We start from the raw sequence: 15,830 nt of genomic DNA on the forward strand, positions 1-15,830 counted from the left end.
AAAACAAAAACCTCTCATGTTGATGAGAGGTTTTTGTACCGCAAGTGCAATTATGAGCGCTTTGCTTTCTTTGCTTTCTTTGCTGGCTTTTTCTTTGCTGCTGCCTTCTTTTTTTTTGCTGCCATTTTATTAAGGTACGATTATTTTTTAAAGCTTGCAGAGTCATCGACCATTCCAAAAAATTTTTGAAACAAAACGACTACTGCAGTACTGCTATCATTATCATATGCAAAGAACATGCATGCAATATTTTTTAATGAAAAAGTGTGGATAACTTTTTATTAAAAAATAATTTATTTTATAAACAAATTTTTGATAAATTGTTTTTTAAAAATTACCAACAAGACAAACCTCAAATTCAAGTTGCACACCAAAAACATCGAAAACTTTTTTCTGTATATCTTTAGCTAAAGAAAAAACTTCGCTCGATTTTCCTTCTCCATAATTAACAAGTACCAAAGCGTGTTTTTCATATATACCAACACCGCCATTTCGTAATCCTTTTTCGCAGCCAGCATTCTCAATAAGCCAACCAGCGGAAAGTTTTTTCAAGTCAGAATCGTTAGTCGAAAACACTGGTATCGTTTTATATTTTTCAACTAAGAAGTCTACTTGTTTTTTCTCAATCGTAGGATTTTTAAAAAATGAACCAGCGGTTCCAAATAGGGACAAATCTGGCAACTTACGCTTCCGAATAGCAAGAACCGCCTCTCGAATGTCTAGGGCTGTGGCTTTATCCTTCCCAACACCCCTCGTCAAAAGTTCGCTCAAAATTTCTGAATGTTCAATATTCTGCTTTGTGCTTCTTGAAACAGAAAATGCGACCTCTGTAATTATTAAATGTCTTCCAAGGTCTTTTTTAAAAATACTATCGCGATATCCAAAAGCACATTCTTCTTTTAGAAATTTTTTACTTTTTTTAGTCCGGACATCAAAAGTGTTTACCCACTCAATATGTGAAGAAACCTCACTCCCGTATGCTCCAATATTTTGAACAGGAGCCGCTCCAACTGTACCGGGAATACCAGAAAGAAACTCAAAACCAGAAAAACCAATTTCAATTAAGTGTTGAACAAGGCTGTCCCACGACTCCCCTGCTCCGACAACAACAATTGTTTTTCCGTCATTTTCTTCAACCGAAATACCACGTAAACAAATCTTCATTACTAACCCAGAAAAACCGTTATCAGCAACTAGTAGATTTGATCCCCCTCCAAGAATAAAAATTGGTAAATTATTTTTCTCAACAAACAAAACCGCTTCATTAATATCTTCAACTGAATTTATTTCACAAAAATAGCGCGCCTTTCCTCCGGTATGAAATGTTGTTAAGTCCTTAAGTAAAATATTTTCCCTTATCGTCATGTATAAAATATTACCCGCAATCTTGGCTGGTAAGTGTTGGCTCCCAAAACAAATGTCTTATATGAGTGCGTTCACCAGCCAAGGCTACAGGCAACATAGAATAAGTATAATGGTATTTTTTATTTTTGTCTTGAAAATTTTTATTTTATTTGCTTTTAAAATGCACGTATAATTTTCTGCTGAAAATTTACTATACTCGCGCCAGTCGCGCTCCGTAATGCATTTTAAAAGCAAACGTTAGGGATTTCCTTAAGAAAATACAAAGAAAAATGGCAACGCAAACTCACAAATCAGTCCGAATACGGACTGTTCGCGAGCCCACCTCGCCGCCCAACAAAGAAACGGCTAAGAGCCGCTTTGTTGGGGCCCGTCTCCGGTCGTTTTGCTCCCGTTTTGTTCACGTTACCACGTGATTACAAAACGCAGTCCTGTGCGTTTTTTGTTCTAAAACAACCAATGCTTCGCATTGGTAAAAGAACAAAAAACGCAAAACCCCGCCGAGGCGGGGGCTTACGCAGACATTCGTGCTTTAAGAACAAACACAAAAGCACTCATACACACAATACTAGCAGAAACTAGAGAAAAGTCAAGTTTTTATGGGTTTCTCCCGGCTTCTATTTCCTGAATGTAATAATCCCCTTGTGCCTTAAATCCAGGATTTATTTCTATAATCCTTTTTATTAACTCAACAGACCTCGCCCTGTCTCCAATCTGAAGATATGTTGCCGCAAGAGTTAAAAGTGTTTGAGGGTCATTTGGGTTATTTTTTAATTGAGTTTCCAAAACAGAACGTAGTTTTTGATAATTACCAGTTGAGGCATATGCGCTAATAAGTCTGGTATCCATGGCTGTGTATTCCCCCAAAAGGGCTTCTGCCTCATTTGCTTTACCTCCATAAATTAAAGATGCGGCATAAATAACTCGAGCGTCATCGTATGTTGGATCTCCTTCGTAAGCTTGTTTTAAGACGTCAATCGCCTTACCAAATTCCTTCATGTTTATATAAGTAGTACCAAGCTCAAATAATACTTGTTGCTTCTTTGGAGAAATAGTACGTGCTTTTTCAAGATAAGTAACAGCTTCTCCAAACTGAGAGTAGTTATTCATCAATCCTCCCAAAAATAATGGGTAGCGCACATCAAGCGGACTATCTTCAGACTGTTTAATCATTTCGTTGCGAGCCAAATTAACAAACTTCTGCTTTGCTTCAATAGGGACATTCGCTTGATTTAGTCTAAGTGAGATTTGTATCAACTGTTCGCGCGCTTCCCCACTTCCAAAGGTATTGTAGGCAAAAGTTTTTTCGAAATACTCGAAATTTTTATTCAACCCACCATCCGTTTCTCCGTGTGGTGATATCGCCTGAATCAATGCTTTTGAAGCAAAAATTGGTTTTACGTTCACAAAATACATAACCAAAACAAATCCGATTAATACGACTGGAACAAAAACAGAATTAAGGGAACCTTCTTCCTTTTTTGCTTCAATATTTGTCATTCCTTCCTTGAGTGCCATAACGCTAATGAACCCTAATGTTGAGAAAAACAATATATAACTCACAAGGTTATCGAAAACAAAAAGATTGTGGAAAAAATACGCCCCGAAAAGACCAGTCAAAATACTCTTCTCAGCAACCGTAAAGGTAGATGTAAATTTCCACAAAGAATAAAGTGCTACTGCAAACATTGAAAGGTACGAAAGAAGACCAAGAAAACCAGCAGCTATTAACCAATCAAAGAAAACATTATGAGAACGGTCAAACCACGGTTCCTGACTCCACATTTTTGGGTTGTAATGTTTTGCAAAAACAACAATAAAGTTATCTTGCCCCCAACCCAAAAGCGGATTCTCTTTAACCCCCTGCCAACTCATATTCCAAATCATAAAACGTGATTTGGTTGTTTGCTCGTCAAAAGAGATTGTAGAAAATCTACTTAAAACTGGGCTGGTGCTGATTATTGGATTATTTTTAAACGCAATAAAAAGCCCGACAAACAAAACAACGGCAGTCAGTGTTCCAATTGCTATGTTTTTAACAAAACGATTTTCTCGATTAAACCAAGCAATTAAAACTGAAGACAAAGAAACGCCGGCAATAAGACCCAAAATCGCTCCACGAGTAGCGGTATAATAAAGTGCAATCAAAGCCAAAGCGGTGATAGCACCATAAAGAACACGGCGAATAGTAATATTTTCCCTCTTCGTAAAATAAAAATATGCGAGCACTGGTAATCCAACTAAAGAGATTCCAAAAAATATCTTTCCGTAAAAACCAAGAGCCAGTGTGCTACTTACCACTCGAGTCAAACCAAAAATTGAGAGCAAAACAAAACCAACAAACGCTGAGTAGTAAATATCTATCGAACCCTTACATTTATTTCTGACAAACCAAAAGGCCAACAGGAAAATATTAATCAAAAGAAAAACCGCAAAGTAGGTTGCGTTACCTAAGGTTGCATCAGCACGGGTGCTCCCCTGGTTTATTGTTAACTCTCCGTGAACCTGCATAAAAGAATACATCGTCAGAAAAAAATTCACTCCAAACAAAACGTGAAAAAATTTCTCCCACAATCTTTCTGTCGCCATAACCGTCGTCACAACAAAAAAATACGCTGCGATATGTAGCAGAGAAACAAGACCTTCCATTCGTTCATAGTTTGACCAAAAACTACGGTATGTGTTTACTCCAAAAATATCAGCGAGAGCGACAATGCCGACAAATATTGCGACGGCTATGGCAATCCAATTTTTCTTCGGACGATACGATGCGTCATAATAAACAAGAAGCAACCAAGCAGCAAATATAATTTCAACAATAATGCGGAAAGTAAAATTTTTCCCAGTAATAAATGGAAAAAACATTGAGCTTGAGATTATAAGCGGAATAAAAGGAACGAGAAAAATACCGCTGATAATAAAGTTTCTTAAAAAATTTTGAGGTACCATGAATTGTTTTTAATTGTTAATTTAACAACCAAAATCAAGGGGTCCCCTTGATTTTGGTGACGCACATTTATCGTAAGATTTTACCACAGCTTCGAACTTTACACACAAGGAGCGCAAAACCATCCCCCAAGAACTAAAACTCAAAGAAATTAACCCTACAATCCGCTCTACATGTAGATGGATTCTCACCCTTGGAAGCCTGGCATCTATCGTCGCCACACGATGTACCCAATTGACGACAGACACCATCTGAATCGCACACTGTACCCACAGAGCTACACGAAGCGCTTGCGCCACTATACTCACCAGCGCAAGTCCATGTCCAAGATAACGCTGGGTCACTTTCTGGTAAGATATTAATATCTTCAGGTAAAACAACTGGTCCTGGTAATCCTACTGTGTTACAAAGACCAGAAGTTGGTTTCTTTTGAGTTGGAGCACCATTAGCCGAACCACAGACTCCTGGTATTGGGTCTGGTGTAGTAACAACCAGTTGACGACCCTGACAAAAAGATGGCCATGTACTGGACCACGCCCCAGAATCATCTTGGGCCCTGAAAAAAATCCAATATGTTCCGGGAACAAACGAACGAGCAAAGCTTGTTAGGGAGCTAATGAGCGTGCCTGAGGTGCAGTTACCGAGTCTCCATTCATAAGCTACTATAGAGCCGTCAATGTCGGCATCTGTTGCTGCCCCAGAAAATTGCTGTGACTGAGAACTGTTTATTGTAATGTTCGTAGCGGGACTAATCATTGTTGCTGTTGGTGTTTTGTTTTTATACGCACGACATGTCGGATTTGCTCCATTTATTCCACGACAATCCCACTGATAGCGATCAGTAAAATTCCAAACAAAACCAGGAGTACCAGTATTACAAAGACCAGATGTTGGAGCGGTTGTTAATCTTGTAGTCCCATCAGCTGGACCACATGAACCATTAACTATGGTGGTCACGATACTTACAGTCTTAAAGACGTTTGCAGACTGATTATTATTAGAATCTTGTGTTCTTACATAAAAAACTTTAGTTCCAGTTGTATTCCATGTACGACTAATTGTCTGCGGGGTTCCAGATGGAACATATCCGATAGCAGGAGCCCATTCATCAATTACCGTGTCGAAGTTCCAATCAAATCCATACCTAACATTATCACCATCAATATCTGTTGCAGTAGCTGTAAAACTAACAGGGGTATTCACAAGACTAGGGTCCTGATAAACAAGAGTTGGTGTGCTTGGCAAATTGCTTGGAGGAGCAGCGGTAAACGAGTAAGAGAGACTCATAGCTGGAACGCTATAACTAAGACCGCCCGAACGACCATACTGCCCTGTCTGTCTACCATCATAACTAATAAATTGCCCTGCCCTAAGAGAACCGTTCGTAGCCGGATATGCAATATTCATGCTTATTGATTGCCCAGAAGAAGCTGTAACTATGCAATCAGAATAAAAAGGGCTGTAACTCACAACAGTGGCACACCACATGGGATCACCAGGATACTGCGAGCAGAAAAAACTATTATATGGACCACTTGTTCTCACCCCACCCAAAGTAGCTCCACAACTAAGACCACTTCCAGAAACAGAAAACGATGGTGGTATGGTGGCCATATCTCCTTGGTAAATGATGTAATACCAACCACCAGAAACATAATTAATGTTAGTGCACTCGTTATATGTTGTACAAGATTTAGCAGAAGTATCCCACCGTCCATAAGGAGAGTCATATTCACCGCCCGTACCAACCCAAGAGCTAGCGCCACTACTTGGGTTCCAGGTTACACGAACAGTAGCACCGGTTGGAATTGAAGAACCATCGAGCACCTCTGACCCAAAAAGAGTTACTGTGGCGTTGTATAAAACTGTCGCTGTTATTCCCGCGACCCCATAACCAGTCGGATTGGCAGACCCTTCGCTAAAACCGAGTATTGGTAACCCAAATGACGTCCCAACACTCTTCGCCTCTACTGTTGTAGGAGCTATGAAAGAAGAGCCGAGAAAAATTAGAATTAGTGTGAGAGAAATCGGTAATTTTTTTCTACCTTTTAAAACTGCCCACAAAACATAAATAATGGATAAAATAATTAAACCACCTAAAATAATAGCGCCTGTATTTGTTTTTTTAGGACAGATGTCAGGATTGATATCGCGACAATCATAGACCTCTTTCACCTCCTCGACTACCTCTCCTTTGTGTTTAAGCGTGGCAGTCAGAGAAAACGTTGTGTAATTTTTCTTCGGCGTAAACAAATCTTTTACACCCATCATTGCGCTCGTGATATTACCTGCATACTCATAGGAGTGAATCAATCTACCTTTTTCATCATTTAGCGTTAAGGTAAGAGTATTATCTTTGACCACACCGTCGCTAACTGCGTGAACACAAGAGAAAAGCGTATTTTCTTTATTCTTTTCGAGTGGATAGCTCATGATGCTTGGAAAATTTATTCTTGTTTCCTCAATGCCATCACGAACAAAACGAATATTAAGAATTGATTTACTTGGACCATCGTTTGTTTCTACTACAAGATAAGAAACAATCGCCCCTGTTGGTAATGCGGAATATGAAATTTCTTTAACTTCTTCGGGTTTAAGTTTAATAGACTCTGTTTTTGTGTCCTTAAGATTTTCTTCACGAAGACCATCCCAATTATAAAGTTTCCAAACGACAGGTACTGTCACTGATTCGTTCTTAGGATTTACAAGCTTAACAACAACGCTCACTGGCTCATCTTTTGAAAAATGAAGTGGAAAAGCAGCAAAACGGTGTGGTTGTTTGTTTAGGGTAACAGTACTCTTGTCGAAAGTGACAACGCTAATCTTTCGGTCGCTAACAACAGAAAAATAAACCTGATTCCCGACTACGTCGTCAGTAAAAGAAAGTCCTAAAAGATTGTAGCGCTTAGCAGTTTGAAAAAAGAAAGATGCAATATAATCTCCAGCTGGGGTGTTGTCTGGAACTTTCCATAAAAATGACGTCTTCTTGCTTCCGTTTGCTGGAATATTGAAAGTTTCATCAAGTGAAAACTGGTCAACCAAATCAAAACCATTCTCTTGGTCAAAATTTTCTCCCGCTTGCTGTCTAAATATTTTTACATAAACCTGGCCATTAACTATCGGGTATGGATTGGCGTTTTTTATTTCACCAGGAAACCCGATTGTCGCGCCGGGAACAGTCTGGGTAAGTGTAGTCGGAAGATCAACCTGAACAGACCCAAAATGGTAATAATCAAAACAATCAACTGCCCCCTCGGGGGAAGTCCCAGAGGTATCAATACCAGAAGGATTACTCAAAAGAATAAAAGAGGTCATCTTTTCTTTTTCTTCATTTGTCCAAGTCTTTTGGTCTTTCTTTAAAATAGCCTGTATCTCAGCTGGAGCGTCCTCTATATTAACTGTCGGTGTGCTAGGTGACGAAGGAGTTGTCACTTGAGCTTGCGACAATAGTGCTGATGTAAAAAGTAACAAAAATAAAACAAAACCGAAAAGTTTTTTCATGTTAACTAAAGTATAACATCCGTTTTCATTTTTAAAGACGAATTATACACAGGTTCAACTTTCCTTCAGGCGCTATGGTTCAACACCATATACCCAATTGAGAACGCCGTATCTTTGATGTGGTGGGGTTGTTGTGACTGTTCCAGTAAAAAAGTTATTAAAAGATATTCTCTCTGCGCTGTTAACCAACCCTCCAGATCTAAGCGGACTTTCGTAAATAACAGCAAAATAATTTGCGCCCGAAACAAAATTACTTGGATTTATATTAAACAACTGTCCATATTCCGCACTCGTCCCCATATCTAATCCGTAGATACTAGTTGAACTACCGACTACCCCCTTATACAAACCAGCTACTTTCTGTCCAGTCAAAGAATCCGTCAAAAAACGACAATTATAATAAGACGAGCCCGAACGGGTCGGAACGTAATACCCTCCCTCCATAAAACTTGCTGTTTGTGGATCACAATAGAAACCAACTTTCCCCATACTGATACTGTTTCGTGTCTTTGGGGTTCCATTAATAATATTTCCGTCTTTGTCATGTCCCGCCAAATAAGAACCGTCGTTGGTCCCCCAATTATTTTTATCACTTCCAATCGTATCGACATGTTTTCTTTCCATTGTTTTGTAGTCCGGAGAACCACTACCACCGCACCAACCACTACAATCCGCCAAAACCGGAGTCTGGTCGATAGTTGTAGTTGAAGCACCTCCGCCAAAATTTAAACTCAAAACTTCCCCGTCATTTGCAAGTCCAGACCCTCCACCAGTTCCACTGAATGGAACAGGCAAATCAATCGAAACGTCAGAAAAAATATCCCCTGCTTCACCGCGCCCTATCAAAAAATATCCGTACGCTGGTATGGTTCCTGAAAGCGAGATGTGTGGAGTGCCGTCTTCGGCGGATATACTAAAACCAGATAGGTTAAGTGGTAAATTGGTTCTATTTTTTAACTCAATCCATTCGTCGTATGACGACGCATCAGTTCCCGCCCAAGCAACTTCATTAATTACAATTGGCATATAGCTTGCGGTGAAATATGCAGTATTGCCAACAGTGGACAAATCGCGGTTTCCAAAAATACTCACCGCCACAACTTTTATATCGTACGGCCCTGCTGTTGTGGGGATAACAACAGAAGTATCGCTTGTCGTGGTAATAGTTGAAAATCCAGTCAAACTTGTGCCTTTGATTATTTCAAAATAACTATAGTTAGGCGTACTTGCCGACCAAGAAATAGTAGCTTGTCCTTCCGGAAGAAAGCACGACTGCGGTGGTGCCTGTAAAGAGTTGGCACATTCTAGAACGCTCACGTTTGTTGCTCTTGGTTGTATTGTGTAAACATTAAAAATAGCGTCTCGTGAAACAGAGGTGTTGCCATCTTGATCGACAGCAAAAAACTTTATCGTTGTTGTTCCCTCCGGCAAATCAGAAAATGAAAGCGACCATGTGCTAGTAGAAGAAGCGACTACTGTCGCGTTGTTAAAATCATTTCCTATTGTAAATCCAGGCGTTGAAGTTCCAGAAAAAGTAACGGAATTTGTGCGTAGTTGTAATGGAAAATTATGTGAGGTAATTGATGGCGGAGAGATATTTGGGACATCAACCGATAAGGTAATTTCTTGTTGAGCGATGTTTTCATTATCAGGAATTGTTGCAAGAAATCGTATTGTGCTTATGCCATTTGGAAAATCAGAAATGGTAATAGACCAGTCCCCTGTTTCTAATGAAGTTGTGGTGGATTGCGAATATGAATTTGAAATTGTTGCACCAGGAGTGGATGTGCCTGAAAATATTATAGTTGTCTCAGTAAACGCGTTAGAAAAATCGCTTGGTGATATAACGGAAATAAAAACCGAACTAGCTTGCGAAACTTCTGTTATCGATGTTTCTTCCTCCGTCGCCTGTTCTGTAGCCGGCGTTGTAATTACTGGGGCTGACACTGGCGCTCCACCGCCAAAACCAGGAGAAAAACCACTTCCAAAATTTATTTTTGGCATAGGAATATTATCTGTGACTGGTGTTGGGGGTGTTTCTGTTGAAGTTGTTTGTTTTTGCACTTGAGGTTCTGTCTCTGTCTCGCTTGGTTGAGCAATAATCTGCTCAGCATCTTGAGTGACTGGTGTGTTATTTTCTGAAGCTAAAACCGAAGTGGTGTCTGATTTTTGTTCCTCCGTTGGTATTTGTTGAACTTGCGCATCATTTGCTGTGGCGAGAACAACGGCCGCACCAGAATTTGAATCGCCAAAGGCTAGGTCTGTGGCGGCGCGTATTCCAGAACCAATCGTTGACGCAATATTTTTAATAGCACCCACCGTAGCGACACCGGCAGAGTAAACACCTCCCGCCGTTTCAACTACAACAGTTTTTGTTGTGTCCGCGACAGGATCAATAACAGCCAGCACTGCTCCTTGTACCTTGTGTGTGGTTGTAAGTTTAGGAGAAGCAATGCATGGCAAATTCTCGTTTTGATTTTTATTTGTCTTTAAATTATCGAGTGAGGATTTAATATCAGACACAATTTGGGCGCTACGATACTTCATATAAACATCTGAAAAACTATGTCCGAGCTTATCATCACCATCTTTCAAAATGATTTTGGTATTCGCCGACATAATTTTCTTAAGCGGAACACTTCCAACAAAATCAGAAATAACTTTATCTGTACTTGAAGTAAGCCATTTTCCACCACCGGCAACACGACTAGCTGGAGTGGCAACAGAATAAACAGCAATAGAGCCTGCGGAAGCATTCCCGGGTTGTCCAAAAACTTTGTCATGGAAACTGTTGGCATAAAAATTGCCCTGTGAATGGGCAACGAGAAGCACTTTTTTGGTTTTAACTTTTTCACTCGCAGACTTCAACATCTCAACAAGATCATAATCTTGCACTGTTTCATCTTCAAAAATCTTTTGGTATGTGGCGACAAAGGCGTCACCTAAACCACCAACATGAGATGGGTTGAGAAGATATTCATACTTAATTTTTTGGTTATTCCAAACAAAACCAACTTTTTTCATGAGTGCCTCCATATTCGCCACGGCGCCACTTTCGTCAGTAAAAACACCGTTTATAGTAGCCACCGTATAACCATCTGGGGAACAGTTTTTTACGCTAGAAGTAGCGAAAGAGACTGGTGGAAAAAACAAGCCAATGATTAAAAAATTAAATAAAAATTTCATGTTTAGCTAACCAACACAGAAACATCTAAATCACACTCATCTTCAGACACAGAGTAGCTCCCAACGTATTCGTAAAAATTTTTTATATATTTTTTTCTCTCTTCTGTATTTACCTGGCGTTGTTTAACAAAATTCTCGTTTTTTTCAGTTTCTGCGGTAAATTTATCCATATCCTCACGTGAACTAATACTCCAAATACATTTAAGTGCCTTACTTTGATTATCCTCCACGACCGCTGTAGCGGTTTCTCTGTTTAAAACAGGTAAGGTCATCTCAAGTTGTAGTGCGAGTGCGTACTGAAGCAACACCGCTCTAGTTTTCGCCGAGTTTGGATATTCTTTAAAAATAGCTAGTTCAACGTCATCACGAATTCCGTTTTGGTTGGCGTCAATTCCTGCGACAGTCTTATCTGCCTCAGTCCCCGGGTCTGGTGGCAAGTTCTTGCCCATTACATCATCCAACGTGAGCTTCGTCGCATGGATTTTTTCAACCTGCACGTTAGTTTTATCTACAGTCCAAAAATAATAAGCGCGAACAATTACCAGCGCGACATAAATAATAAAAATAACAACGAGAATTCGTACTAAAATTTTTCTCCACCCCAAATTTAAAATGGACATATTCCCCAAATCTTAACAAACAACGCACCTCATTTCCCTCGCCTTCAACCAAACATGTGGATAACTCAAAAACACATACCCCTATATCCCACTACTATTATTCTGCTATAGCAGAATAATAGTAGTGGGATATTTGAATAATCAAAAAAACACCCGTTAAGTCACGATATTAATCGGAGATAATAAATTTTCTTTTAAGAGCTTGGTCGTTCTCTATTTTGTCGGCAATTATATAAAGAACGTCCTTCCCTATTTTAAAATCCGCTTTCATTAAAGTAATCAGGTCTTCGCAGTCATATGGATACACCCAAACACTGTCCTGAAGTTTCAAAAAACCGAAACTTTCTAAGGTTCTCCTTAATTTTTCCCTAAGTAATTTTCTCTCTTCTTTAAGGTCGTAAATAACAATTCTCCATTTTCCGTCCCATTTTTTTGGTTTAGGTAATTCACCTTCGTCGTACATATAATACAAATGTCTTTCTCCTTCAGGGGTAAGCCTGGCAAAAGTTCCATTTTGTGTTTTCTCAAATCTAACTAGACCTCTTTCAACAAGACGCGTAACTGAACGTTTCACCCAATAACCATCTTTCCTCAAAATACCCAGCTTACCAAAAGCTCCGATTACGCTCGGCGCTATCAATGCAACGCTCAATAATCCAGCACCCTTAACAACAGACAAAACGACTTTTTGCACATTTTCTTTTTGTGTCCGCTTTTTTGATTCTTTTTCGAGAGCTCCCATTTTTTTCTTTTTCTTTCTTTTCCCTATCTTACACTCACTACTATTATTCTGCTATAGCAGAATAATAGTAGTGAGTGTAAGATGATCTTCTATACATTTTTCTGCCAAGAAAAATCTCCGCGTGCAGTTTTTTTGCCGTCTTTTTTTAAGTAGTCTTCCAAAAGCTCCGAACTTGAACGAACCTTTCCACTTTTACCAATATTGAAAACCATTTCCACTCCCAAATCTTTACAAATTTTCGCTTCTGGTATCGCATCTTCATCTTTCCTGTCGCCACCGTTAGCAAAAATTTGCGGTCGTATTTTTTCAATTGCCTCCCCCACGTCATCACGATCAGTTTCTAAGATAAAAACATCATCAACATGCTTAATCCCTTTTATTAGGGCGGCGCGATCATTTTGGTTCATGAAATACTTTCCTTTTTTACGAATCAACCATGCATCACAATTAATAACAACTATAAGTTTGTCTCCTAAAGCCTTAGCTTCCTCAAACATCTCTAAGTGTCCTACGTGTATCGGATCAAAACCACCACTAACAACAACTATTTTTTCTTTTTTATCCATCTGCAAAACATCTCCGCCCGTCCTGCCGTAATCATCTTCGTATCGAACGATGTCTCCTTCATCAGCAGAGCTACCGTGCACAAGCTCAAAATAAACACCGCGAAGCAATCTGTGTTTCTCTTTAGGCTTCACTCTGTAAAAACCAACGTGCCATTCATGGTGTTTATCATCTTCTTCTGTTCCTTGAATCCCTTTACCGCGAACTATTCTAAAATATATCCCAGGAAGCACGTAGTGTTTGTTTTTAGGTGTAACTTTATACACCCCAAGTTGCCACTCAGTGCGATTATTATGACTCTGAAGACTTGTCTGCCCACCAACCACAATAAACTTAACCCAGAAATTTTTATGGTGAACAAGCTTCCACATTCTCCCCCATGGTCGTTTTGTATAAAAAGTCATTTTATTTTTTTACAGTATAAACTAAATTATTATAAGGTCTAACCTTATAAAATATGTAACATTTTGGTTCTAAATATTGTTATATAGTAGAGTAACAAAAATGACACTTTTTGACACTTATTGACACCTTCCCTATTTTTACTAATACTTAACAAATCATGACAGAAGAGATACACCCAAATGCTGTTTATACAACAGCAGAAACACAAACTATTCTTAAAATAAGTGATAGTACGGTAAAACGTATGCTAAAAAACGGTCTTATTCGTGCTAATAAAGTCGGCGGACAATACAGAATTATGGGAAAAGAACTACTTCGTATCCTCTCCCCCGATCTAGAAAAAGAAACAACGCAATCTTATTTAAAAATAAAAAAGAAGGTAGTCGCCAAAATCAACAGATGGTAAGAATAATAAAAAATAAAAAGCTAATAATAAAAATGAAAAAAACAACAAATAAAAAAAATATCGGTAAAGTATCAACTAAAAATAAAGTAGCTTTTGTTACTGGAATCACAGGACAAGATGGCTCCTATTTAGCTGAGTTGCTTTTAGAAAAAGGTTATGAAGTACACGGACTCATCCGCCGTGCTAGCAATTTCAACACACAAAGAATAGATCATCTCTACAGCGACCCACATAAACACAATGGTAAATTTTTTCTACATTTCGGAGACCTTTCGGATTCGAGCAACCTAAATCGTATCTTAAGCGAGGTGAAGCCAGACGAAATCTACCATCTTGGAGCACAAAGCCATGTGCGTGTTAGTTTTGATATTCCAGAATATACAGGAGACGTCACCGGACTTGGAACAATTCGTCTTCTTGATGCCATGCGTGAAGTTGGTTTAAATAAAACAAAATTTTATCAAGCATCGTCAAGCGAGATGTTTGGTAAAGCTATCGAAATACCACTCAAAGAAACAACACCTTTTCACCCACGCTCACCATATGGTGTTGCAAAAGTTTACGCATATTGGATAACAAAAAATTATCGTGAAAGCTATGGAATGTTCGCGTCAAATGGAATATTGTTTAATCACGAAAGCGAAAGACGTGGCGAAACATTCGTCACAAGAAAAATTACACAGGGTCTTTCTCGTATAAAACTCGGCAAGGAACAAAAACTGTATCTTGGTAATCTTGATGCAATGCGCGATTGGGGTCACGCAAAAGATTATGTTTATGGAATGTGGCTTATGTTGCAACACAAAGAACCAGATGATTTCATTTTAGCGACCAACGAATCACACAGTGTACGTGAATTTGTAGAAGAAGCCGGAAGGGTTCTTGGGATGAATATTGTATGGAGCGGTAAAGGTTTAAAAGAAAAAGGAATTGATAAAAATACAGGTAAGACAATAATTGAGATAGATCCAAGATATTTCCGCCCGGCAGAAGTAGATGTCTTAAGGGGAGATTATTCAAAAGCAAAAAATAAACTAGGTTGGAAACCAGAAATAAAGTTCAAAGAACTTGTGAGGTTAATGACAGAATCGGATTATGAATTAGTTAAAAGTTCATAAAATTTGTAAAATAGAAATGGTTATGAAAAAGACTTCTAAAATTTATGTGGCTGGACACAATGGACTTGTCGGTTCGGCAATTGTAAGGCTCCTAAATAAAAAAGGTTATAAAAACATTGTTCTTAGGACCAGAGCAGAACTTGATTTAACTAATCAGAAAAAAGTCGCTGATTTTTTCAAAAAAGAAAAACCAGAATATGTATTCTTGGCTGCGGCAAAAGTCGGTGGAATTGTGGCGAACCAAAATATGCCAGCATCCTTCATCCATGAAAATTTATCTGTACAAAATAATATTATTGATAGCGCTTATCGTGCCAATGTAAAAAAACTTCTTTTTCTTGGAAGTTCTTGCATATACCCAAAACTCGCCCCACAACCAATTAAAGAGGCTTATCTAATGACAGGACCACTTGAGCCAACAAATTGTAATTACGCCGTTGCTAAAATTGCAGGAATTTTTATGTGCCAAGCATACAATAAGCAATACGGCACAAACTTTATTTCGGTCATGCCAACAAATCTCTATGGGCCAAACGATAATTTTGATCCAGTAAATTCACATGTTCTCCCTGCGCTTATAAAAAGATTTCATGAAGCAAAGGAATCAAAAGCTAAAGAAATAACCATGTGGGGAACAGGATCCCCAAAAAGAGAGTTCTTGCATGTTGATGATTTAGCTGATGCTTGTTTATTCCTTATGCAAAATTACAACGAATCAGAGATAGTAAATATAGGCACAGGTGTCGATCTTTCAATAAAATCTTTAACAGAGAAAGCAAAAAAAATAATAGGTTTTAGTGGAAAAATAATTTGGGACAAAACAAAACCAGATGGTACCCCAAGAAAACTTCTTAATGTTTCCAAGCTACATAAACTCGGATGGAAACACAAAATAGATTTAGACACAGGAATCAAAAAAACGTATGAATGGTATAGGGATAACGAGAAAGTTAAAGACAGAAAATTAACAAGAGAATAA

At 38.7% G+C, this 15,830-nt stretch carries 10 protein-coding genes; 3 read left to right on the plus strand and 7 right to left on the minus strand.

What is annotated here, in order from left to right:
- Positions 1-327: 327 nt before the first annotated feature.
- The 7 genes from murB to WC724_02135 all read right to left on the minus strand — a co-directional run bounded on the left by murB (position 328) and on the right by WC724_02135 (position 13,326).
- The gene (gene murB / locus WC724_02105) at positions 328-1,365 is read right to left on the minus strand and encodes a UDP-N-acetylmuramate dehydrogenase (GenBank protein ID MFA6077793.1); all 1,038 of its coding nucleotides are present in this window, start codon (positions 1,363-1,365) and stop codon (positions 328-330) included.
- 594 nt (positions 1,366-1,959) lie between these two features.
- The gene (locus tag WC724_02110; protein MFA6077794.1) at positions 1,960-4,311 is read right to left on the minus strand and encodes an O-antigen ligase family protein; all 2,352 of its coding nucleotides are present in this window, start codon (positions 4,309-4,311) and stop codon (positions 1,960-1,962) included.
- Between the two features lie 133 nt (positions 4,312-4,444).
- The gene (locus WC724_02115) at positions 4,445-7,810 is read right to left on the minus strand and encodes a hypothetical protein (protein ID MFA6077795.1); all 3,366 of its coding nucleotides are present in this window, start codon (positions 7,808-7,810) and stop codon (positions 4,445-4,447) included.
- 72 nt (positions 7,811-7,882) lie between these two features.
- Entirely contained in the window at positions 7,883-10,996 is a 3,114-nt protein-coding gene (locus WC724_02120; GenBank protein MFA6077796.1) for a hypothetical protein, read from the minus strand.
- 2 nt (positions 10,997-10,998) lie between these two features.
- Positions 10,999-11,616, minus strand: coding sequence for a hypothetical protein (locus WC724_02125; protein ID MFA6077797.1), 618 nt, complete (start codon positions 11,614-11,616; stop codon positions 10,999-11,001).
- Between the two features lie 169 nt (positions 11,617-11,785).
- On the minus strand, positions 11,786-12,358 hold the full coding sequence (gene cas2, locus WC724_02130) for a CRISPR-associated endonuclease Cas2 (protein ID MFA6077798.1): 573 nt from the start codon (positions 12,356-12,358) through the stop codon (positions 11,786-11,788).
- Positions 12,359-12,447: 89 nt separating this feature from the next.
- Complete coding sequence (locus tag WC724_02135; GenBank protein ID MFA6077799.1) at positions 12,448-13,326, minus strand: adenylyltransferase/cytidyltransferase family protein; 879 nt, start codon at positions 13,324-13,326, stop codon at positions 12,448-12,450.
- A gap of 158 nt (positions 13,327-13,484) precedes the next feature.
- Here WC724_02135 and WC724_02140 point away from each other — a divergent pair, with 158 nt between their 5' ends.
- Genes WC724_02140 through WC724_02150 form a run of 3 tightly spaced genes read left to right on the plus strand, consistent with a single transcriptional unit; the run spans position 13,485 to position 15,830 of the window.
- A complete protein-coding gene (locus WC724_02140; GenBank protein MFA6077800.1) occupies positions 13,485-13,733 on the plus strand; it encodes a helix-turn-helix domain-containing protein in 249 nt (82 codons plus the stop codon).
- Between the two features lie 32 nt (positions 13,734-13,765).
- The gene (gene gmd / locus WC724_02145) at positions 13,766-14,851 is read left to right on the plus strand and encodes a GDP-mannose 4,6-dehydratase (protein MFA6077801.1); all 1,086 of its coding nucleotides are present in this window, start codon (positions 13,766-13,768) and stop codon (positions 14,849-14,851) included.
- A 22-nt stretch (positions 14,852-14,873) separates the two neighbouring features.
- A complete protein-coding gene (locus tag WC724_02150; GenBank protein MFA6077802.1) occupies positions 14,874-15,830 on the plus strand; it encodes a GDP-L-fucose synthase in 957 nt (318 codons plus the stop codon).

This window comes from Candidatus Paceibacterota bacterium (genome assembly GCA_041661305.1).
Classification (GTDB): domain Bacteria; phylum Patescibacteriota; class Minisyncoccia; order Phycocordibacterales; family VMEP01; genus VMEP01.